We start from the raw sequence: 22463 nt of genomic DNA on the forward strand, positions 1-22463 counted from the left end.
TTGTATGTGAGCGATTTGTGAACTTTAAGAAAAATACCAATAAGTCAAAGTTTTACTTACTTCAAGACCTGCTTTTTCTTGTAATTTAATACTTGCGATATTATCCTTTACGATTTCTCCATAAGGTATTCTCCCTTTATCCATTTGCATACCAACAACATAATGAATCAAGGCGATTGCTAATCCAATTCGACGATACTTTGGTTTGATTTCTAAAATTCCCATAGAACTTTGTTCATGGACACCCATAAAACCACACAAATCATCTTGATAAAAGACACCGGCCATGCCATCATTTAGACAATCCATTAAATAATCCTCTTGGTTACAATCTTCCATAGAATATAGTGCCATAATTTCTTTTAGATGACTTGCATCCAACATGGTAATTTCATATCCTTTTGGAAGTGTTACCATTGGTTTTTCTTTTTTGGTATACATGGTATGGTAGCACTCCAATGTACATGAAATATGAAATCGTTGTTGAATCATTTTATCTGTATATAGATCATGTGCTACGATCATTGAAAAATCATTTGGCATAGCCTCCACTAATTTCATTGCGCTATCCACTGTTTCACTTGCACAATAAAGCATTTGACTATGGTGATCTTGTACACAGATGGCATGTTCATCCTCATAGATGATCGATTCTTTTTTTCGTAAACATTCTAGGATATCCGCATATAAAACCTGATCGTTATCCAGCTTCATCTTTATCACCTCATTCCTTTATTATCCATGTGCTTTATGTGAAAGTCAAGAAATAGAGAAAAACGTGAATCTTCACGTTTTTATTGTTCTCTTAGATTGCCTTCATCCAATGATTCTTACGTATTCTCCATTCACTTGTGATACATTTGACGATTTGATCGCTTTTGATTGCGAAAAAGACAATGGCAAATGGTAACTTTAAGAGTACTGCACAGATAAATCCCAATGGAAGTGCCAGTCCCCAAAGAAAGATGATATCATTCATACAAGCAAATTTCACATCTCCTCCCCCTCGTAATATCCCCATCATATTCATACATTGAAATGCCTTAAAAACCTCTATGATCGCCCCGAGTATTAAAATTTGTAAAGTGATTGCTCGAGTTTGTTCATTCATAGGATACATAAGAAATGCAATCGGTATACTGCCTAACATTAACATCCCGTCAAAGCCACCAATCATAAGTGAGAGTTTTTGAAAATAGCTTCTTAATATATGAAGATCATCTAATCTTCTAGCTCCTAGTGTATTACCGATCAATACACAAGCAGCGGAATCTAATCCATTCATTAGAACACTGGATAACTGTGCAATGACATTATAAATTCCCATTGCCATGACAACACTTGGTCCTAATCTGCCGATAATCATAACAACGCAGCTCTCTCCCAAGGACCACATTGCTTCATTTGCACATACCGGTCCACATTTTTGAAAGAATAGGCGTAAGACATCTTTATCTAATGCTTTCAATTTATGTAGGCGTAAGTGTAGATTCTTTTCATATCGATATACATAAATCATTACTGCACATAATTCAATCAATCGGGCAATCGTTGTCGCAATACCGGCACCCATCAAACCTAGCTTCGGAAAGCCGAAATTTCCGAATATCAATACATAATTTAACAGGGCATTACATACCAAGGCAATGATAGAAGATATCATAGATATCTTAACTTCATGTACACTTCTAAGAATTTGTACAGTAATGGTAGATATCGCAAAGAACAAATAGGATAGACAGACATATCTTAAATATAGACTTCCCTGTTCGATGAGCTGAGCATCATTGGAGAAGATTTTCAATACCGTAGTTGGAAAGAAGAAAGAAAAGAATACGATCAAACAGACAAATCCTAATGCAAAGCGATAGGTATAGGATAAAACATGATAAATACTTTTTCGGTCCTTTCTTCCCCAATATTGAGAAATAAGAACATTACTTCCACCGGCAATTCCTGACAAAATCATCGTGATGATGAAGAACACCTGATTTGCTAGTGATGTTCCTGAAAAGGCAATTTCAGATATCTGACCAATCATAACGGTATCGATTGCATTTCCTAAAAACGCCACGAGATTTTGTATGGTTATCGGCAACGCTAATACAAATAAATTTCTTTTCAATTGCTTCTTTTCCATCATGCGTTCCTCCTCTGATTAAGAGTGAGTCTTGAAGTAAGATTCCATGGTTGAGTTATCGTGATGGGCATATAGATCTCGTCCTTGATCTTGTGCCAAACGATAGGCAAGCACTTGTAATACTGCGGCGTATTCGATACAGGCAAAGTACCTGGAGGAAGGTGTAAAGACAAAGTCTTCATCATCAATTCCTTCTTTTCCGATCATAAAACCATTATGCTTGCAATCCTTCATATAAGATGCCAATGCCTTACATTTCGCATCTTCTCTTCCGCCATTATTTAATACAATGACACAATGACGTTCATTATATCCATAATTAGGACCATGGATACCTTCCTCTATCTCATATCCTACACTGGCAATCTGAGGCGTTTCCCATACCTTCATAGCACCTTCCAAAGCTACACCATAATATTCATCAGCTCCGGTAAAAACGATCAAATCGCTTCTTAACATCTTTCGTTTTGCGAAATTCATCCAATTCATTGCAGCATCGATTAATTCGTCAAAATGAAGTGCTACTTTTTTCAAATCTTCCATATAGGCTTCATATTGTACCTCATTTAATGTTCCCTTTTTCAAACCTACTTCCATGCCAATCATCATAGAAGCAATCACACTAGCACAATACCCTGTGGTACGCATTGGATATTCTTCGATCCCACAATCCAAAGGCAGATAACAATCTGCATCATTTGCGATCAAGGTATCAGCAGCTTCGGATATCGCTACATTTGCATATCCTTTTTCTTTTACCAGCTGTAATGCCGCTCTTGATACAATGCTTGATCCTGTTTGTGAAATAAACACATATAAAGCGTTTTGAGGAAACACATAGGTATTATGAATGAAATCATTAGGATAAATGACACTTGTTTTACATAAACTACATTTTTCCACAAAGTTTCTTGCCGTTATCGCAGAAGTGGAACTAGTTCCACTTCCGACAAAAACAATTTCATTGATATCTTCAGTTAGATAGGCTCTTAATTCTTTCGTGTTTTCTTTTTGGTGTGATGTTATATTTTCTATTGCTGTTTTTGTGTTACGAATGCAATCCAGCATACTACATTGAAATCTTTCATTCATTAGAATAACCCCGCATATTTTCCAATCACACCAAATACAAGTAGAATCAGCATTAAGACTGCCGGATTCACATTTTTCTTAATTGCTTTATAGCAAGCGAAGGTCAATAACAATGGCAATAAATTAGGGAATATGGTATCTAAAATACTTTGAATAGCCAATTCAGAACCTTGAATCGTAAATACTTTATCGATCTTGAAATTGGTCATAGTACAAGCCATTGCGCCTACTGTCATTAAACCAACAATACCTGCACCTTTTGTGATTTTCCCCATAATACCGCTTTCACTTGCTGTCTTCATGAAATTACCACCCATTTCAAAGCCTAAGAAGACGCCAAAGTAACGGATAAGATGTGCTGGAATATTATAGATCAATAGATGAAGTATCAAACCGAGAATAGATCCGGATTGTGCTAGACCAATACCGACTCCTAAAGAAATCACTCGAATGCTTCCCCAAAATAAGGAGTCACCAATTCCCGCAAATGGTCCCATCAATGCAATCTTGATTGCTGATATACTGGAAGTATCAAAGTCCTCAGTTTCACTTGCTTCTTTTTCCATAGAAGCTGCCAGTCCTGTAATGATACCACCCATTGTCGGTGTAGTATTGAATAATTCATTGTGGCGTTTTAATGCTTCTGTACGTTCTTCTTTTGTATGATAGAAGCGATTGATTGCCGGCATCATAGCATACATAAAACCAAGTGCCTGCATGGTTTCATAATTATAAGTTGAACTTAAGGTCATAGTTCTCCAGAACATTGACCTACACATTTTCTTATCTTCACTTGTTAAGGTTGATTTTCTAGTCATTGAATAGCCCTCCATCATCTACAGTCGATTCTACAACCGTCTGTTTCTCTTTGTTTCCTTCCAAAGAAATCACGATAACCGCAACAATGACTCCCATCAAAGCCACAGATAATGTACCTTGTGCAAAGAAACAAGCTAATACAACGCCAAAGAAGAAATAAACAGCCATAGATTTGTTCCACATCATTTTCAACAGCAATGCGATTCCGACAGCAGGCATTAAGCCTGTAGCAAAATCCATACCATCTATAAAGGTCTGAGGAATGATCGCAATCAGATCCTCTGCAACTCCTGAACCAAATGCCAATACCGCAAATAACACGATATATTTAGGTAATTCAGGAAGGAATGCCAATCCAACATGTTCTAATGTCAAAGCACGTTGGTTTCCTGATTCCACAAATTTATGCGTGATTGGTGTAAATAGAGTACGAATCAAATAACCGATAAAAGTAAATGTAGAGCCAATTAAAGATACAGGTACTGCGAAAGTTAATGCGATTTCAACATCTTGTCCCGTTGTCATCGCTAACGCTGTTCCTACGATCGAACCTAAGGCCGCATCGGCAGGTAGTGTTCCTCCGATTCCCATAACTCCCAAAAATACCAGCTGTAACGTTGCCCCACAAACTATTCCCATGTTTAAATCCCCTAAAATTGCGCCTACTACCGGGCATAACACAAGTGGCGTATTGATCATAGGATAAGCAAACCATGCTTCACACCCATGAATTAACCAGCACACTATCGCAATCATCAATGCTTGTACAATCGTCATAATTTTTCTCCTTTTTCTTTTATTTTCCCAAAACTTCTTTTGCTGCTTTCGGTGAATCCGATGGTATCATTCTGAATTCTACTTCAGGTATCACATCACATAGCTGTTGTAGAGCACTTAAATCTTCATCATTTAAATACACAGCTGCTGCGACTAATTTTGCTCCCTCCTTTTTCTTTACACCACCGATATTGACCTTATGAATACAATTCGTTTTTTCAATCAATCGAAGCGCATCCTTAATGGTTTTTACGATCACAAAGATTTTTAACTTTTCTGCTCTTGGATCATTTAATACCTGTGCTCCTCCTTCGATAGAACGAATTGCCAGATTGACACCATTTGGCTTTACCATTTTCAAAGCCATTTTAGCCATTTCATTCTCCATGATTTCATCATTTGCAATCAGAATGGAATCAGGCTGTACCTCACTTACCCAAGTCACAGCGACTTGCCCATGAAGCAAACGTTCATCGACTCTTGTTAGCTCTACCATAATTTGTCCTCCTCTAGATTACTGTTCATAATGGTTTCTTTGTCAAAATACATTAGATTGTCCTTTGCTTCTTCCATGCAGTTCTTCAATTGATTTTTCTCCATGTCATTAGATAAGGACAGTGTCAATACCAGCGCTAGGTTCATACCTGAAATCAGAGATACCCTTTCATCTGCACACAGCTCTACCAGGATGTTATGAATACTTCCGCATTTGATATCGCAACAGATAATGAAATGCTCTTGTGGATATCGAGCAAATTCCTCTAACACCATTTCTTTTACTTTTTGCGGTGTATGATACTTCGTTAATCCAAAAGCACTCATTTTCTCTTGCTTTCCAGCTATCATTTCTACGGCACTTAACATCCCCTCAGCTAAAGATCCATGGGATGCTAATATGATGCGTGTTCCCAATGTGATTCCTCCTTTCTCTTTTACACCCTAATAACAAGAAAGAAACATGCCAACTCATAAAATCAGCATGTTTCCTAGGTTTTTTTCATAAAATTGATTTAAAACAGAGAATCTTCGACACTTCTATCCTTTTTTTCGACAGACTTCAGACGATAGATGTAATCATAAATATAGGCAATCTCACTAACCGGTATCTCCACACAATAATGTCGCTCTAAGTTATGAAATGCTTTTTTTACGATACGAATAAAATCAGGTTGCGTTTGAATGAATTGATCCAAATCATCATAGCGAGTGATATATTTATCCATGATCAAGCGTTCGATTAAGCAACTAATATGCAAATAGAGTCCTACAATGGTATTTCCTGACATTTGTAAATCCAAATCATGTTGTATGCTATTGATAATTTCTTCTACATAACCAATGATCTTTTTAGGATTTAGAATGGTTAAATAATCCAATAAATTCTGTAAGGAAAAGTTACGAATGATATTAGAGCTAAACACCTCTAATTCTTTAGGTGATAATACCTGTTGCATCAATTGCTCGATGCGATGCATATTCTGCTTCTCAATGATGTCTTCAATAGATAAAAAAGGAACACCATTCACTTGTGGATCTAAAGTTCCGATAATGAATTGCACATCATATTTATCAAAGATAGCGGCGTTTTTACCACCATGTGCTAAGGAGTCAAAGCTATATTCCAATACCTTTAATTCTGATTTAACCGGTAAACTTTCTAAAAGAAGATGTGATATTTTTTCTGCGGTTGCGATTCCTGTCGCACAAACCGTCAGTATTGCTTTTTCTTTTTTTCTATTTTCAATAAATACAGCCTTACTGCTATAGTCTTGCTTTTGAACACTTTCCATAATTCTTTCTACCGGAATATTCTGTTTTACCATCATTCCCACCTCTAAAGCTAATTTGATCGTAACATTATTCATAATGACGATATTGATATGATCGTTTAATACGACACGCTTATAGATATCCTCTAAAGAACCCATATCGACAAGGATGATCAAATCACGCATCTTTTTTCTTGTGGTAATATAATCACTTAATTTTTCTGCGATGGTTTTTACATTTACATCCATTGGCATATCCATGGCATCGAAAATATCATCCTCGACCATATAATTGGCAGTTGTCGCAAGGGAAGATGCTGTGGAATATCCATGTGCCAATATGATACAACGTGTTTCTCGTTCGATGATTCTGGTAGATAATTCCTTCAGATATAAAATAGCATCTAAAAACATCAAGGGATTCATTTCAAAGTTCAAAAGGCTTTTTGTCTGTGTTGCAAAATCAGAAGTCATTGCGACGATATCGGGTATGATTTCCGTAAATTTGGCAATACTTTTTTCGATTTGATCACTGTGTGTTTGTAATAAAGAATCACAAGAGCTTGTATTAACGATATAATCATTGTATAACTTCGCTAGATTGATCAAAGCATTGTTGCTGAATGTGATTGCATATTTCTTTCCTAGTTTCGCACATATGTTTTCCAGTACACTATAATATAACAATTCTTTTACGGAAGAGGCTGTATCTTCTTCAAAACAAATGGCATCCATATATTGTTGGAATCGACGAGAACAACGATGAAGTAATAGATCTACATCTTCTTGATATTCTTCACAAATCGTTATGATATCACGATTAAACGCATAAAGCTTTAATTCCCGTTTTTGATTAAGCTTTAAATCTTGTAAAGAAATGCTAGCAGTATCTCCATATTGTACAAATAAGCCTTCTCGATTACATTGTTCGATTCGTTCATCATTCAGATATTGAATATCCAATAAAAGAGATCCTTCTTGATTCGCAACATAAGCATTAGCTACCAAAACCCTGATACAGTTCATAAACTGACCGATATTTTCCGGAAATTCCAAATGTTCGATAATTTGACATAATCGTTGTGTGATTTTAATTTCTCGATGAATCCGATGAGCTTCTTTCTCTAATAAATACACCATCAATTCTTGTTTTTCTTGTTTTGGTCGTTCACTCAAAGAAGGAATTTGTGTCACGATGGGTATTCTTCGATATAAAGTCTTCAATAATGCTGTTTGGGGATTTTCTGTTGTCGCAAACACCAGATGTTCATGTGCTTCATACCATTTATCATTATCACCGACCATATGATATATGCCTTTGTCCATAAATAAAAATAATTTCTCCTGACATTCTCTGGAAAGACAATGGACTTCATCCAAGAACAGCATTCCACCATTTGCTAAAGAAATTAAACCTTCTCGATCCTTATCAGCTCCTGTATAAGCACCTTTTTTACAGCCGAATAAATTGGTCAAAAAGAATTCCGGATTATCTGCGTATTCCGAACAATTTACGGTAATACAACGCCCCTGTTCCTGAAAGATCCCTTTTTCTACACCATATTCATACATCGTATTGGCAATCAAGCTTTTACCGACACCGGTAGGTCCTAATAATAAAATCGGTAATCCACCATTGGGATAAGTAATCGCAGATTTACATTGTTGAACAATGCTACTTAAAGATCCCTTGTATCCGATCAATTTGGTAAATGCCATAGATTTTCTATTTAGCTTATGCACGTCTTTTTTCAAAGCATCATAACTGGTATAGCTATTCATCAGTTCTTCCCCATGCTCACAAATATCTCTTGTGAAAAACAAAATCGGTCTTTCATTCACCTTAATGAGCATACCATCATCATAATATTCATTCAAATATTGGGAAACCACATTTCTGGAAGCATCCAGTTCTTTTGCTAAGAAAGAAGTGGTATAAAGATTTGAATCACTTTCCTCAAATGCCAGTGAGTATTCCTTTAATCTTTGATAAACCTTTGTTTTTATATTATTCATCGATCTTCTCCTTCCATCTTCTTCTCGTCTGTGTATTGGGAATATGATGCTCCATGCGATATTTTGCAATCGTTCTTCTAGAGCATGTAATACCTTGTTCTTTTAAACATTCAGAAAGTTGGCGATCTGATAATGGCGCATGACGATCCTCCTGTTCGATCAATTTTCTCAACATGAGATAAATAGAATCTACCGATGTCTTATGTACCTGTTTACATAAGAGATTTTTCATAGGATAAACTATACCATTGTATTCATAATATTTATCCTTCATCGCTCGTGATATGGTACTTTCATGAACAGATAATGCTTCCGCAACATCTACCATACGCAAATAGTTTAAAGGCTTTTGATATCGTAAATGACCTTGTTGTACTTCTACTAGTACACTCATGATTGCATACAAGGTTTCTTTTCTCCGATTCAGACAATCAATGATGACTTTTCCTTGTTCCCTTTTTTCTTTGATAAAGTGTTTATCCTCTTTATTGAAATCATACCCCTTATCATAATCATATTCCTTTATGTTAAAGTAATGAGGCATTATGATTTGAAGTTCTTCCTCTTTCATTTTCAAAATGACATCAGGCTTCACAAATTGAATATGCTCCATATCATAAGAACTCGCCGGTCTTGGATCCAGGGTTTGGATGAGTAAGATGGCTTCTTTGATGGCTTGTTTTTCAACGTGATATTTTTGTGCTAACTTTTCCATACGATTCTTGGCGATATCTTGCAAATCATATATGACAAGTTGTTGCGCTAATGTATGATCTGGATACATTTGTTTCAACTGAAGATATAAACATTCACTAAGATCCTTAGATGCAATACCATAGGGCATACACTGATGAATCAACTCAAGCACATATTCTACTTGAGGTAATGGACTATGAAGTTTATCAGCAAGTTCTTCTTTTGTGACAAGCAAATACCCATTTCCATCACAGTTTTGCAAAATCATTTCTAAAATACCGAGGTTTAAATGTTTATCATTGATTTGAAGCAACAATTCTTCTTGTAAGGAATGTTGTTCATCTGCGATATCAAAGTCCTGATGATAATGGACGTTGGAAGGTTCAAAGAAATCTATTTCATAAAGTGGATTTTCCATTAATTCTTTTTCCAAAAACTCCTTTAATTGAAGGCTATTTAACTGTAATAAAGAGATGGAAAGCTTCATTCCATATGATAATGACATGGTTTGTAGCTGTTTCTGAGACAGCTTTTGAGAAAATGCGCTCATTGATCTGCCTCAAATACAATGCCAGCATAAGCTCTTGCCTGTACCAACAAAGACATGACATCTTTGGTATGTTGTAATCTTCTTATACAGGCATGATGATCATGTTCTTCCACCATACGAACAAACTGTTTTATGTAGTAATAATGTGTCAATATATGATCTTGTTGTTGGCAACTTTCCTTAGTTCCATCCAATAAACATAAAGAAACCTTAGAAAGTGTCGCTGCATCACTATCGATTTGAATCATTCCTTTTTCTCCCTGAATCTGTACAAAACTGTTTACTTGGCTATCTTTGGCCGCAATACAAACACCAGTCATTGTTTCATATTGTAATATCGCACATCCCGAAAAATCAATTCCATCTTTTATATTGGCATGATATGCGATGGAAGTAGGCATATCAAACATGGTAGTCATAAAATGTAAATTGTATACGTTAAGATCCATCAATGCTCCTCCGGAATATTGACATTGAAAGACATTTGGTTTTTCCCCTTTCAAATAGGATTGATACTTACTGGAAACCTTTGACATATTAGAAACCACCATATGAATCGGCATGATACGTGGCATCCATTCAGCAATTAGTTTTAAATGAGGAAGATCAACTACCGTAATTCCTTCCATTAAAAACAATGCTCTGTTTTTTGCGATTTGAATCAGTTCTTCGCATTCTTCCAATGTAGATGTGAATGGCTTTTCTAAAATAACGTGCTTTCCTGCCAATAATGCTTTTTTTGCATGTGAAAAATGCAGACTATTGGGTGAAGCAATATACACTACCTCTATCCTTTCATCTGCCATCATTTGATCTAAATCCGTATAAACAATGTTCCCCTGAAATTTCTCCCTCAATTGCTCTCCTTTTTCAAAGCTACGAGAATAAACAGCATGACAACTATGTCCTGCTTCTATCCAGCAACTTAAAAACCAAGAGGTAATTTGCCCAGTTCCAATCGTTCCAACATTCATTTTGTATATCCTCCTTTAAAATATAATATTTTAAATGAAGATTTGGTGCTCTACAAAAGTAGTCTATCATTTTTGATATGTAATGTAAAGGCTATACAAAGTTCCATATTCTTACAAATTTCATCAAACAACTATTTTGCCCATATATAGCAAAAAACCTCTAAACATGATGCTTCACAATGGTTAGAGGTTCTATTTGATGAAATCTTGTGGTATTTCTTAACTCCTCATCAGCTTTTTAAAATCGATTTGATAAATAAAGATGATCATCATAATCAAGAGCAATATTTGAAAACACAAGCTGTAACTAACAAATGAAAGAAACCATGAGGAATCCATCAGATATCCCAAGGCGAGCTGAAAAATTAAAATCCCAGCATTTTCAAGAAATGCCAAAGATAAAAGTTGCCTTTTACTGAACCCATCAAAATAGCGAATGGTCCATTCTTTTCTTCTGAAATAACAATACAAAGCAGCAAACAATACTGATATAATTACAAATATAATAGAAATGATACGCATACTGTTTTTCTGATTGTTCTGTAAGTCTTGATGATCTTCACACAATTGAATATCACGAAGAAACACAATTCTGGAATCATCAAACGTCCTTAATTCTTCCAATGTATCAACAAAAAATGCCGGTTCACTTTTCGTCAATGATTGATAGGTTTCTATTGGTAAGAACAGGTAAAAGTCTTGTTGCACGCCGTTTATGATATCACTTTGATCCATAATTCCCGCAACCGGAACTATTATCTGCTGATCTTGGTAAGAAAGATCTAAACTGCGACCCTTTAAATCTTGATGCAGATATTGAAACAGATTCTGATTGATATAACAGCCATCAATTTTATAATCCTGTCTTAGATAATGTTCCATTTGATTCTGTGGATAGTAAAACATCAGGTCTACTTCAACACCTTGTGCCAGCATTCCTTTTTGTGTTTGATATTCCTCATTCAAAACTTCCTTTTGCGCCGATTGTGACAAAGTAGCGCATTGATCTTCAAAATAAATTGACAGACCTTGTTGTAATACCAACGCAAACAAAGGAACAAAGATTAGAATCACGCATAATTTTAGATAAAAGAAACAATCTTTCTTTTGCTGGATCTTTATGATACTGAATAGACGTACTCGTTGGGTTCTTTCCTCATGATCCTTAAGAAGGTATGGTTTTTTCATGTCTTTTATCAAACGCAGCTGCTGATTCTCCATCATATAGATTTTATCTGCATAGTCATCAAGATTTCGATGACTTGTCATCACAACACAAACCTGATAATCACGAGCGATGCTTTGAATCCATTTCATCATAGAGCGCTCATTATCACTATCCAATTGACTGGTAGGTTCATCAAGCAAAAGCAAATCCGGTTGCTTCGATATTGCACACATGATTGCTATTCTCTGCTTTTCACCACCAGATAGATCGTTTACTTTTCTAGAAATTAATGCTTCCAATCCAGACCTTTTCAATAACTGCCATATCTCATCTTTCGATAATATAATTCCATTTAATTCCGCATAGTATCGGATATTATCCTCTACCGTGATATCTTCAATTAACATCTTGCTTTGTAGTACAAAGCTAATCTTTTCTCTTCTGATTGTGGCTTTTTGCGAGTTACCTAAATGGTCAATTCGTTTTTGATCCCATAGAAATTCACAAGTCATGGTTCCAACCAGACACATTTGATACAATAGCGTTGTCTTTCCACAACCACTTTTTCCTTTAATCAGAATCACTTCTTTTCGATTTCCCTGAAGATATCCATCATGTAACAGTTTTCTGTTTTTATAGGATAATTGAAGATGTTTCAACTCAATCATACGCTGACTCTCCTGCTATACAGCAAGGAACTTCCTTCAATCAACAGGGAGAATAAAAAGCAAATGACATAAGTAAACCATGGAAGAGTATAGGTTTTCTGAAATCCCTGAGAAGCAATCAACAAGATGAGAAGACAACAAAGCATCGCTACCAGAAAGTCAAAGCAAGCACGATAACATAAGCATGTTCGATACGTTCTTTGACTAAAGGAAACATCGTTAGAAACAGCTTTGATATAGTAGAAAAACTGCAAATCGATGTTTCTTTTCAAATATTTTAATACCAACACTAGCAACACCATTCCACCGCATAGGAGTAACGCAAACCGCTGTTGAAATGCCTTGGTGCTTGCTTCTGTCTGCAAATATGCATATACATCAAAATATTCTGAATCACAACCCAATCCCAACTGTACCAGTTTATCCTTAAATTCGGCTATATCTTTTACAGACGTTAATTCTACAACATATGCATTGGGCTGATAAGGCCGATACTCTGCCTCACCTTCTTTATAACCTGTTGATGGATTCTGTTCATTGATATATGTCTGATAAACGCTTTGTGGCAGATAAATGACATTTTCTACTGTTGATATCGACATCCCCATTTTGGAAATATCATCCTTTAAAACACCCGCAATTGGGAAAGTGACTTCCATTGCATGTTCCTTTGGATATACAATATAATAGAGTGGATTTCCCATATCATCACCAACAAAGCCTTCATTGAATACATTGTATTCTGGTACAGGAAGAGAAAACGTCAGGCTGTCTCCTTGTTGCAAATTTCCCATATGTTCAGCTAATTCTTTTGTGATATAGATACCCTCATCATTTATCTTCTGATCAATATATTGTTCAATATCCTTAGTATCATCATAAGAAATATACTCAATAGCTGTATCCTTATCTCCTGGGAATAGTAGCTTATTTTTCAATTTCATTTCCTTTGCGTTAGTTTCGATATAACAATATAATTCTCTCACGGATCGTACTGACTTCATACTTTTCAACTCTGCCAGTTGTTCCACTGTCAACGGATATTCATTTTGATTATACGTAGCACCTTCTATCAATGGAGCATAGACAACAAATTGATTCGTAAATAAGGAATTCAATTGTTCTTCTTGATCCTTCACATAAACATCAACCGAAAAAAGGCCAAGACCCAATGCGCAGATGGATATCGTAATCAAACATTGTGCAATGATATGATATACTTTATGATGTTTCAAACTTTTCCAATAGTAATTCAAAAGATCCGGCTTTTTCTTTTTAATTTCAAGACAGAACTTATCATCTGTGATGGTTCCTTCTTTACTAACATCCCCTTGTAGAAGAGTATAAACAACATCACATATTGCTAAGACCTTTTGCTCATGCGTGGATATGATGACTGCGCTGTTGGAAAGATATTTTTGAATAATTCTTAAAGTCTTATCAACCATCTCATCATTGAGGGATGCTGTTGGCTCGTCCAACAACACAATTTTTCTTTGCAAAACACAAGCGATCAGCAAAGAAAATCTTTTCTTCTCACCATCAGACAAAGTATTGGGATAAAGTAAAAACGTATGGGTGATTTCTAATTCCTCTGCCAATACTTGTTCTAATTCAGAATCTTTTGACTTTTGATCATAAGCATATAACAGATTCAAATTTTCCCTCATTGTCAAATCCTCTTCAAATAACGGATCCTGTCTAACATACCATACATTTTGATTCAGAAGTTGAGAATCTATCTGTTCTCCATCTATTTCATAAGTCTTGTAGCCTTGGATGTTTTGTGAAATCAAATTCAATAACGTTGTTTTTCCGAATCCACTTTTTCCTGATATGGCAGTAATCTGGTGAATACCACAAGAAAAATCAAAATCATGAAACAAGACTTTATCAAATTTAATATTAATTCCCTTTATGCTCAACATACCCTCACGCCCCTTTCATAAAAAACAGTAGAGCAATATAAACAACTGCTCTACTCCGACGCATTCATTGTTAATGTTTATGAACTTCTTTTCCAGAGTCAACAGTATTGTTTTTTGAATCTTTCAAAGTCCAATTCCAAGTTATAATCACATTACCGCCTTGATAAGTTATTGCGCCATCCCAATATGATTTGTACTGAAGGAATATCCATTTTCTTTCGTAATCTTTTGAATAATGACTGATTGCCTAGACTTAACTAATCACTAACTTAATTTGATGATATAAATCTAAAATAAAACATATATCACAGCATAGTAATAAATAAGCCTGTATCTAAGAAATAATGAAATAACCATTAAGAGTTCAACTATTTCATTACATACAAAATAACTCTATTTACCTAATTTGTCAACGTTTTTTAAACGTAAGGTTATATGTTTTCATCTAATCCTTTATCATTATGCTCAAAATACAACACCTTATCGGGATGTACCAACATATTTTTCATATACAAGCTATATTTCTCACAAGTGTCACAATAAAGATGTATTGTTTCATCATCATGTACCATTACTTTATATGGTTTGCTCATACAATGATCAATCCTTGCACATAATTCATGTTGCCCGAAAGGTAATGTAAGTCTTAGTTGTTTTCCCCTTTTTAATCGCCCCACTCTTTTACCATCAACATAAATGACAAAGCTTCGAAAACATAACAACTTTCTTTTTCTTCGTTCGATAACGATCATAGTGTCCTCCATTTACGGTTCCATCAAAATTCTAACAATAAAACGACGATTTTCTACGGAAATATTCATACATCCCTCATATTGTTCAACAGCATGGCGAACATTTTTTAATCCATATCCATGATATTCACTTTCCGGTTTTTTCGTTTCCAAGTGAAGTTCTTCTTCCATATAATCATTGGATACCTCTAAAAATAGCTTATGATAAAATTGTCGAATCAATATATCGACTCTTCCTTTGCATTGTTGTTCCTTCAGATACTCTACTGCATTATCCAAAAGGTTTCCAAGAATCGCACATAAATCAGAATCGCTAATAGCTAACTCTTTTGGTGCTCGATATGATATCGTTATTTCTATATCGGGATATCTCGTCATTTTATCATGAAGAATCGCTGCGACAATATCATTTTCAACAGGGATGATATGATCTGCCTTCGTATAAATTTGCAAATAACTTTCTAGATAGGATTTCGCTTTATCCGTTTTTCCTTCTTCTAATAAATAGGTAATCACATGAAGATTGTTTTTCATATCATGTTTAAAGCTTTTGATTTCCTCAAAACTGTGTTCTCTTTCCAATAACTGTTCTAATTTCATTTCATTCATTTTGCTTTGTGCTTCTACCACTTGTTTTAAAGAAATAGATGCTACCAAGTCTTTAAAGAATAAATATAACAGATATACAAGATAGAATAACAGTCCTGCCATAAAAGCATATAAAACAACCTGACGTTGATCTCTTGCTCTGGTCGCAAACAAACCGAGGATAAAGATGATGATCATTGCGAAAATTAAAAACAAACGCATTTTAAACCAATATTTGATATCAAAAGAATGCTTATATTGTCGCTGGGACAAAATCAAAACTACACCGGATAAATAAAGCATTTTACACATAAACTCATTTCGTTCTAACAAGAAATCACTGGTTTCTAATTCTGTTGCGCTTAAATAATTAAACATAGAGTTCGCAAAAAACAAATAATTTAACAGCCAAATAATCACAAACAATACCCCGGTATAAAGAACCCAAGACATGATGATTCTCATATCAATTTTTTTACCATAGGTCCAAATGGCGAGAATAAGAAATACCGCACTACTTAATATGATATAGTGTAAAGAAGTAAAACAACGAAGAATGATAGCGACTAAACATAAAATTAAGAGTATCCAATGATTTGTTTTTGGCTTATCTAAACAATATACTTCAAAACTTAATATTGGTAAAATGACATCTGAGGCCCCAATCATCAGCATTAATAAATAAGTTAACATACTTTCACCAACTCATTGACAAATAAGTCAAAATCTGATCATTGATTGCTTTTATCTTATTTTGACTGATTGCAATTTCTTCCTTTACTCCATCTAACTTCGCAATACCATGTTTGGTACTTTTGATATAACGTATATTTACTAAAATCCCACGATTCAAAAAAATAAAAGCATCATCGTGTAACTTATGATGGATAGAAGTTAAGGTTTCGGCATGAATTTCAAAGGAATCGAAAATCGTTTGTGCACATATCTTCCTACCAACATAAGAAAAATAAATAATTTCGTCTTTTTTAAGCTGAACATAACCTTGATTTGTTTTAAAACTGACACTAATATTTTGTTCGATATAGTGGATACAACGAAGTATGGTTGTTTCTAAATGTTCATCAAGCTTTTGTTTATCAATAAAAGAAAATACATTGACACCAAAGGCTTCCGGCATATAATACACCTCAGAAGTGATATAGATAATGATTGGCATCTGCTTATGCAGACGTAATTGTTCAGCAACCTGAAGGCCATTTAGATCCGGCATATCGATATCTAATAATAGGATATCCATTGGTTCTTTATCTATGATATTTAAAAGCTCGGCACCATTTTCAAACATATGGATCCGATAATCCTTTGCTGTTGGAAATAATATTTTTTCTACTCTTTCTTTGATTTGAATACAGATATCCTTTGCATCATCTACAATAGCGATTTTCAACATTTGACTTCCTCTTTTCCATCCTCTTTATCTATAAGGTACAGGAAAAAATTTGATTATGCAAGAAAAATATCTAACTAAGCCATAAGAACTTCCATATCAAAATCAGTATCGTACAAGGCATTTTTAGAAATGAAAATAAGAATATACAAAGAAACAAAAGAAAGGATATGAGATATAGAAAACAAAATCTAAGTAATGTATTACCTGTCACCATCCCAATGATGAATATAAGAAAACTGATCCATATCATATCATCACAAACCTTTTGTTTCATTACCCTAGAAAATTCCATCGTTCTTCCTCTTTCTGACGTATGATTCTTCTGATTTGAACAATCACTCCAACGATCAATAATATAAAAACACCAAAGATAACAGCAGCCTCTTTATAGCGTAAAACAGTAATCAAATAAGAGCCGAAAGTCATTAATGATCCAAGAATCAACAGCAACACGATAACAAATATGATATTCAAAATACGTGTCACCCATTTGTTTTTGATCAATGAAGATAAAAATTCTATTATGATTTCAAATAAGATCTCAAAAATCAATTCTAAAAAGAATTCTAACATAGTGATTCCTCCTCTTTTCATATACATCCTTATGTTATCAATTTTTATCTTTGATAGAATATTTCTTGTATGAATGAGGATGTTTTTTGTATGAAAAAAGTGCAAACTTCTTTGATTCAAAGTCTGCACTTTCTTTTTATGATTTAAGATACTTCATGATATTCTTTATACACATCATTACGAGATAATCCTCGCTCTTTGGCAACTCGCTTGATTGCTTCATTTGTGGATAGCCCATGATCAATATATTCTTTGATTTGTTCATGAACCAAAGGTACAGCGGCATCTTCGCCATCATCTTTGATGTTTTGACTACCTTCAACGACAATCACCATTTCACCTTTTAAATCATCAACAACATCTAAAATTTCTTCTAATGTTCCCCGTAGAAATTCTTCATGCTTTTTGGTCAATTCTCTAGCAAGGCAAATATGACGATTACCGAACACTTCCAACATGCTTGTCAACATTTTCTTGATACGATGAGGAGCTTCATAGAACACCATCGTATAAGGGAAATATTTTAACTCACATAATTCTGAGGTTCTTCCCTTTTCACTTGCTTGTAGAAAGCCATAAAACATAAAATGCTGTGTACTTAACCCTGAACCAACAAGAGCAGCTAACATTGCGTTACTACCGGATACAGGTACTACCGGAAAACCGGCTTCCGTGATTCTCTTTACGGCAACACTGCCTGGATCAGATATCAAAGGATAACCTGCATCACTAACGATTGCGACATTGTTTCCCTTTTCTAACAACTCCAATAATCCATTTGCACTTTGATTCTCATTATGCTGATGATGAGAAATCATTCTGGTTTTGATATGGAAATGAGTGAGTAGCTTCATGGTATTTCTTGTATCCTCTGCCGCAATCACATCTACCATTTCCAAAACCTCAATTGCCCTTGGTGTCATCTCTTCCAAATTACCAATTGGTGTCGCAACAACATAAAGTGTTGGTTGCTTTGTCTCGAAGCTTTTCTGACGAATCATATCCTTCACCTACCGATCTTTAAAATCAATATCCGGCCACAATTCTTTGAATGTTAAGAATTGTACGTCTTCTTTATTTTCAATCTTTACTTGTTGTAATAATACATTCATACTGGTAATACGATAACGACTTCCTTTATACTCGATTTGGGAGTTAAGCTTAGGCAATCCTTCTCTTAACTTTTTATATTGTTCATCTTCGAATTTTAAACAACACATCAACTTACCACACTGTCCGCTTAGCTTTTGAATATTCAATGCTAAAAGCTGATTTTTTGCCATATTGATAGATACAACATCAAAATCATTCAGGAAACGAGAACAACATGTTTCCATACCGCAACTTCCCAATCCTCCGATGATTTTGGATTTGTTTCTTGGCCCGATTTGACGAAGCTCAATTCTACATTTGAAGATTGCGGCAAGTTCTTTTAATAGCTCTCTGAAATCTACACGCTCATCTGCGACATATACAAAGATGATCTTACTACAATCTAACGTGTATTCCGCTTCTATCAAATTCATATCTAAGCCAAGCTTATGAATACATTCATTACATATGGTCAAAGCTTTTTTCGCTTTTTCGACATTCTGTTCTGCTGTTTTCAAATCCTTTGGTGTAGCCTTACGAATGATTGGTTTAATTTCCATTCCATTTGATAAAAAAGCTTCACTTTCTTTTACTATCTTACCAAGTTCTAGTCCACGTACTGTTTCCACAACAACATCATCTCCGACATGGAAATCATTGCTATCACTACCAAAGCTATACACCTTTTTTGATTCCTTAAAGGAAACAAAGGCTAAATATTTATAGGTACGTGTTGGTTTTTGTTCCGCTTTATGTCCTTTATTATCCTCGTTTTTATGTGGCTTATGTTCTTGCCTTGGAATATCTTTTCTAGGTTCCTTTTTTTCATTTTGCATTACGCACTCACCTCTTTCATTTGATATATCATAGAATCTATTAACAATTGGATATTGACAGATCGAAGTAGCTTATCTCTTGTTTCCATCAAAATCTGTAGCATTGCTAAATGATTGACTCTTTTTTGTTTCATCCGTTCCACATGTTCGTTATACCATGTATCCTTAATAAAAAGCTCTTGTTTCATACAATCCTTAAAGAAGATACTTAGCATATCGATCACATAAGTAAAAGCAACTTTACCATACTTCTTTTGTTTACTTGGAAAACCTTCTACTTGTAGGAATAATAGTGCTTGATAGGGATCTATTAAATATTGATCGATGGTACCAATCCATGAATGAAGTGCATGTTGATAATCTTCACTCTCAAAAGCTTCCAATATCGCATCTTTATTTCTTATCATGTTGCTTAACATATAAGCATCTAGTTCTGGCATAGCATCTTTCACTTCATCAAAGCACTGAGCAAAACTTAATGGTGTAAATGGTATATTCTGACAACGAGATACGATGGTCGCTAATACTCGTTCTAACTGTTCTACGATCAAGATTGCAATCATATCATTGGTAGGCTCTTCTAAAAACTTCAAAAGACTATTCAAAGCATCCGGTGTTGCATTTTCTGCATGATCCAGAATATAGACCTTTTTCCCTTTTGCTTCTAATCCTGTTTTATTGAAATTTTCTTGTAGCTTTATGATATCATCCTTTTTAATGGATGTTGTCGTACCATCTATGTAAATCAAATCTGCATATTCATTGTGAATCACACGCTGACAAACATCACATTCCTCACAAGCAAATCCAGACTCTTCACATACCAAGCTTTGTGCTAATAAATAGGCTGTCTGTTTCTTAGGTGTTCCACTTGGCCCGCTGAACATATATGCATGAGCTAGCTTATCATTCTCCAAAGCATGCTTTAAAGTATGATATACAACAGGTTGTTGTAGCTTTAATGTTTCCTTAAACATAAGGCTCAATGATCTCCTGTAGTGTGGCTATGGTCTGTTTCAATACTTGGTCTATATCTTGATTGGCATCTACGATATGCATACGATCTTTGAATTCTTCTTTGATCCATTCATATCCTTTGGCTACCATCTCATGAAAGGCAATGCCTTCACTATCCAATCGATCTAAGTTTCCTCGATTTGCTACACGAGCAAGACCTGTTTCTAAACTAACATCTAAGAATACCGTTGCATCAGGTAAATGTCCTTCTATCGCAAATTCATTGATTTGATAAACTTCATCAACACCTATGCCTCTGGCAATTCCCTGATATACCAAAGAGCTATCCACAAAACGATCACATAACACGATCATGTTTTGTTCTAATGCAGGTAACACTTTTTCTATCAAATGTTGCCGTCTGCTTGCAGCATATAATAATGCTTCACAACGAGCATCCATTGCCGTGTTTTTTGGATCCAAGATCACTTTTCGTATCTGCTCCGCAATATCGATGCCACCTGGTTCTCTGGTATATAGGACAGGATAACCCATTTCCTTCAACTTTTCATAAGCTTTCATGGAGATGGTTGTCTTTCCACTGCCATCGCTTCCTTCAAATGTTATAAATAGACCTTTTTTCATGTCGAAACACTCCTAACTCACTTTACTATTATATCATATGCCAGTCCTTGTGGGCATCTATAATCTTGAAAAGTTCATATCGTGAAAGAAACCTTTCCTTATAACGGGATTTGAAATGGCCACTATATAACAAATCTTCCAATTGTTTCTTCTAATTTTTTAATATCTAGTTACGTTCTATGAATAAAATATACGATATTAGCGTATAGTAGTAACAGGGAAAATTTTATTCCCTTTCACATACAGAAAGGAACAGAGTCCATCTGTTCTTTTCTCTTGTCTTTCGCTTTTCATAAATCGTGCTATAATAAAGACAAGCGAGGTGTATGATAATGAATAAAGAAAAGTTACAACAAATACAAAAAGAGCTTCCTGAACATGTTACATTGGTTGCCGTAAGTAAAATGCATACCAAAGAAGAGATTAATGAAGCTCATAAATATGGATGCACAATATTTGGAGAAAACAAGGTTCAGGAAATGAAGGATAAATATGATCCGGCCTACACCTGGCATATGATCGGTCATTTACAAAGAAATAAGGTCAAAGATGTCGTAGGTATTGCCAGCATGATTCAAAGTGTTGATAGTCTACGTCTTGCGGAAGAAATCGAGAAACAATGTGCAAAGATAGATAAAGTCATGCCTATTTTAATTGAGGTGAACATCAGTCGTGACCCTGGGAAAACAGGTGTACTTTTAGAAGAAGCTCCTGTATTTGTAAAGCAATGTATGAGATTAAAGCATTTGGATGTTCAAGGATTGATGTGTGTTGGTCCATTAACTGATGATGAGGAAAAAATCGAAGCATGCTTTGAAAGAATGCATGCCTTATTTATGAAATTACAAGGTGAATATGGAAAAGATCATTTCCATTATCTGTCTATGGGTATGAGTGATGATTATCATCTTGCCTTGAAACATGGAAGTAATATGATTCGTTTAGGAAGCGTTATTTTCGGAAAACGAAACTATCATCAATAAACCGGAGCGATATGCTCCTTTTTTGATAT

General features: G+C 34.9%; 21 protein-coding genes. 1 reads left to right on the forward strand and 20 read right to left on the reverse strand.

Features of this window, described 5'->3' with window-relative positions:
- Positions 1-24 precede the first annotated feature (24 nt).
- The 20 genes from UGRO018_RS02905 to tmk all read right to left on the reverse strand — a co-directional run bounded on the left by UGRO018_RS02905 (position 25) and on the right by tmk (position 21451).
- The gene (locus tag UGRO018_RS02905) at positions 25-714 is read right to left on the reverse strand and encodes a GNAT family N-acetyltransferase (RefSeq protein WP_416324954.1); all 690 of its coding nucleotides are present in this window, start codon (positions 712-714) and stop codon (positions 25-27) included.
- A gap of 91 nt (positions 715-805) precedes the next feature.
- Entirely contained in the window at positions 806-2140 is a 1335-nt protein-coding gene (locus tag UGRO018_RS02910) for an MATE family efflux transporter (protein WP_416324955.1), read from the reverse strand.
- An 18-nt stretch (positions 2141-2158) separates the two neighbouring features.
- Entirely contained in the window at positions 2159-3232 is a 1074-nt protein-coding gene (locus UGRO018_RS02915; RefSeq protein ID WP_416324956.1) for an SIS domain-containing protein, read from the reverse strand.
- Positions 3232-4050: a PTS system mannose/fructose/sorbose family transporter subunit IID gene (locus UGRO018_RS02920; protein ID WP_416324957.1), complete on the reverse strand. Its 819-nt coding sequence runs from the start codon at positions 4048-4050 to the stop codon at positions 3232-3234. Before UGRO018_RS02920 ends, UGRO018_RS02915 begins: the two co-directional genes overlap by 1 nt.
- Entirely contained in the window at positions 4043-4828 is a 786-nt protein-coding gene (locus tag UGRO018_RS02925; protein ID WP_416324958.1) for a PTS mannose/fructose/sorbose/N-acetylgalactosamine transporter subunit IIC, read from the reverse strand. The genes UGRO018_RS02920 and UGRO018_RS02925 overlap by 8 nt, the downstream gene beginning before the upstream one ends.
- 19 nt (positions 4829-4847) lie before the next feature.
- The gene (locus tag UGRO018_RS02930; protein WP_416324959.1) at positions 4848-5324 is read right to left on the reverse strand and encodes a PTS sugar transporter subunit IIB; all 477 of its coding nucleotides are present in this window, start codon (positions 5322-5324) and stop codon (positions 4848-4850) included.
- Positions 5318-5740: a PTS sugar transporter subunit IIA gene (locus UGRO018_RS02935; protein WP_416324960.1), complete on the reverse strand. Its 423-nt coding sequence runs from the start codon at positions 5738-5740 to the stop codon at positions 5318-5320. Before UGRO018_RS02935 ends, UGRO018_RS02930 begins: the two co-directional genes overlap by 7 nt.
- Positions 5741-5838: 98 nt before the next feature.
- Positions 5839-8613: a sigma 54-interacting transcriptional regulator gene (locus UGRO018_RS02940; RefSeq protein WP_416324961.1), complete on the reverse strand. Its 2775-nt coding sequence runs from the start codon at positions 8611-8613 to the stop codon at positions 5839-5841.
- Positions 8606-9859, reverse strand: coding sequence for an RNA polymerase factor sigma-54 (rpoN, locus tag UGRO018_RS02945; protein WP_416324962.1), 1254 nt, complete (start codon positions 9857-9859; stop codon positions 8606-8608). Before rpoN ends, UGRO018_RS02940 begins: the two co-directional genes overlap by 8 nt.
- The gene (locus tag UGRO018_RS02950; RefSeq protein WP_416324963.1) at positions 9856-10833 is read right to left on the reverse strand and encodes a Gfo/Idh/MocA family protein; all 978 of its coding nucleotides are present in this window, start codon (positions 10831-10833) and stop codon (positions 9856-9858) included. The genes rpoN and UGRO018_RS02950 overlap by 4 nt, the downstream gene beginning before the upstream one ends.
- A gap of 219 nt (positions 10834-11052) precedes the next feature.
- On the reverse strand, positions 11053-12669 hold the full coding sequence (locus tag UGRO018_RS02955; RefSeq protein ID WP_416324964.1) for an ATP-binding cassette domain-containing protein: 1617 nt from the start codon (positions 12667-12669) through the stop codon (positions 11053-11055).
- Positions 12666-14597, reverse strand: coding sequence for an ATP-binding cassette domain-containing protein (locus UGRO018_RS02960; protein WP_416324965.1), 1932 nt, complete (start codon positions 14595-14597; stop codon positions 12666-12668). The genes UGRO018_RS02955 and UGRO018_RS02960 overlap by 4 nt, the downstream gene beginning before the upstream one ends.
- Positions 14598-15028: 431 nt before the next feature.
- Positions 15029-15349, reverse strand: coding sequence for a hypothetical protein (locus tag UGRO018_RS02965; protein ID WP_416324966.1), 321 nt, complete (start codon positions 15347-15349; stop codon positions 15029-15031).
- 12 nt (positions 15350-15361) lie between these two features.
- Positions 15362-16630 (reverse strand): sensor histidine kinase, encoded by a 1269-nt coding sequence (locus tag UGRO018_RS02970; RefSeq protein WP_416324967.1) that lies wholly within the window; start codon positions 16628-16630, stop codon positions 15362-15364.
- A gap of 4 nt (positions 16631-16634) precedes the next feature.
- Entirely contained in the window at positions 16635-17348 is a 714-nt protein-coding gene (locus tag UGRO018_RS02975) for a LytR/AlgR family response regulator transcription factor (protein WP_416324968.1), read from the reverse strand.
- A 273-nt stretch (positions 17349-17621) separates the two neighbouring features.
- On the reverse strand, positions 17622-17921 hold the full coding sequence (locus UGRO018_RS02980) for a hypothetical protein (protein WP_416324969.1): 300 nt from the start codon (positions 17919-17921) through the stop codon (positions 17622-17624).
- A 143-nt stretch (positions 17922-18064) separates the two neighbouring features.
- Positions 18065-18922: a 16S rRNA (cytidine(1402)-2'-O)-methyltransferase gene (gene rsmI / locus UGRO018_RS02985; RefSeq protein WP_416324970.1), complete on the reverse strand. Its 858-nt coding sequence runs from the start codon at positions 18920-18922 to the stop codon at positions 18065-18067.
- A 9-nt stretch (positions 18923-18931) separates the two neighbouring features.
- A complete protein-coding gene (gene ricT / locus UGRO018_RS02990; RefSeq protein ID WP_416324971.1) occupies positions 18932-19849 on the reverse strand; it encodes a regulatory iron-sulfur-containing complex subunit RicT in 918 nt (305 codons plus the stop codon).
- Positions 19849-20826, reverse strand: a complete 978-nt coding sequence (locus tag UGRO018_RS02995; protein WP_416324972.1) for a DNA polymerase III subunit delta — start codon at positions 20824-20826, stop codon at positions 19849-19851. Before UGRO018_RS02995 ends, ricT begins: the two co-directional genes overlap by 1 nt.
- Entirely contained in the window at positions 20819-21451 is a 633-nt protein-coding gene (tmk, locus tag UGRO018_RS03000) for a dTMP kinase (protein ID WP_416324973.1), read from the reverse strand. The genes UGRO018_RS02995 and tmk overlap by 8 nt, the downstream gene beginning before the upstream one ends.
- 332 nt (positions 21452-21783) lie before the next feature.
- Between tmk and UGRO018_RS03005 the strand changes: the two genes are divergently transcribed.
- The gene (locus UGRO018_RS03005) at positions 21784-22434 is read left to right on the forward strand and encodes a YggS family pyridoxal phosphate-dependent enzyme (protein ID WP_416324974.1); all 651 of its coding nucleotides are present in this window, start codon (positions 21784-21786) and stop codon (positions 22432-22434) included.
- The last annotated feature ends 29 nt before the right edge of the window (positions 22435-22463 follow it).

The sequence above is a fragment of the Hoskinsella mucinilytica genome (assembly GCF_045223415.1).
GTDB lineage: Bacteria > Bacillota_I > Bacilli_A > Erysipelotrichales > Erysipelotrichaceae > Hoskinsella > Hoskinsella mucinilytica.

Excerpts from the sequence above, each read along its gene's own strand:
- UGRO018_RS02905 (WP_416324954.1), bottom strand. The coding sequence starts at position 714 with ATGAAGCTGGATAACGATCAGGTTTTATATGCGGATATCCTAGAATGT.
- UGRO018_RS02965 (WP_416324966.1), bottom strand. The coding sequence starts at position 15,349 with ATGATCGTTATCGAACGAAGAAAAAGAAAGTTGTTATGTTTTCGAAGC.
- UGRO018_RS02970 (WP_416324967.1), bottom strand. The coding sequence starts at position 16,630 with ATGTTAACTTATTTATTAATGCTGATGATTGGGGCCTCAGATGTCATT.
- UGRO018_RS02995 (WP_416324972.1), bottom strand. The coding sequence starts at position 20,826 with ATGTTTAAGGAAACATTAAAGCTACAACAACCTGTTGTATATCATACT.
- rsmI (WP_416324970.1), bottom strand. The coding sequence starts at position 18,922 with ATGATTCGTCAGAAAAGCTTCGAGACAAAGCAACCAACACTTTATGTT.
- UGRO018_RS02950 (WP_416324963.1), bottom strand. The coding sequence starts at position 10,833 with ATGAATGTTGGAACGATTGGAACTGGGCAAATTACCTCTTGGTTTTTA.
- UGRO018_RS02940 (WP_416324961.1), bottom strand. The coding sequence starts at position 8,613 with ATGAATAATATAAAAACAAAGGTTTATCAAAGATTAAAGGAATACTCA.
- UGRO018_RS02930 (WP_416324959.1), bottom strand. The coding sequence starts at position 5,324 with ATGGTAGAGCTAACAAGAGTCGATGAACGTTTGCTTCATGGGCAAGTC.
- UGRO018_RS02915 (WP_416324956.1), bottom strand. The coding sequence starts at position 3,232 with ATGAATGAAAGATTTCAATGTAGTATGCTGGATTGCATTCGTAACACA.
- rpoN (WP_416324962.1), bottom strand. The coding sequence starts at position 9,859 with ATGAGCGCATTTTCTCAAAAGCTGTCTCAGAAACAGCTACAAACCATG.
- UGRO018_RS02920 (WP_416324957.1), bottom strand. The coding sequence starts at position 4,050 with ATGACTAGAAAATCAACCTTAACAAGTGAAGATAAGAAAATGTGTAGG.
- UGRO018_RS02925 (WP_416324958.1), bottom strand. The coding sequence starts at position 4,828 with ATGACGATTGTACAAGCATTGATGATTGCGATAGTGTGCTGGTTAATT.
- UGRO018_RS02980 (WP_416324969.1), bottom strand. The coding sequence starts at position 17,921 with ATGTTAGAATTCTTTTTAGAATTGATTTTTGAGATCTTATTTGAAATC.
- UGRO018_RS02955 (WP_416324964.1), bottom strand. The coding sequence starts at position 12,669 with ATGATTGAGTTGAAACATCTTCAATTATCCTATAAAAACAGAAAACTG.
- UGRO018_RS02960 (WP_416324965.1), bottom strand. The coding sequence starts at position 14,597 with ATGTTGAGCATAAAGGGAATTAATATTAAATTTGATAAAGTCTTGTTT.
- tmk (WP_416324973.1), bottom strand. The coding sequence starts at position 21,451 with ATGAAAAAAGGTCTATTTATAACATTTGAAGGAAGCGATGGCAGTGGA.
- UGRO018_RS03005 (WP_416324974.1), top strand. The coding sequence starts at position 21,784 with ATGAATAAAGAAAAGTTACAACAAATACAAAAAGAGCTTCCTGAACAT.
- UGRO018_RS02910 (WP_416324955.1), bottom strand. The coding sequence starts at position 2,140 with ATGGAAAAGAAGCAATTGAAAAGAAATTTATTTGTATTAGCGTTGCCG.
- ricT (WP_416324971.1), bottom strand. The coding sequence starts at position 19,849 with ATGCAAAATGAAAAAAAGGAACCTAGAAAAGATATTCCAAGGCAAGAA.
- UGRO018_RS02975 (WP_416324968.1), bottom strand. The coding sequence starts at position 17,348 with ATGTTGAAAATCGCTATTGTAGATGATGCAAAGGATATCTGTATTCAA.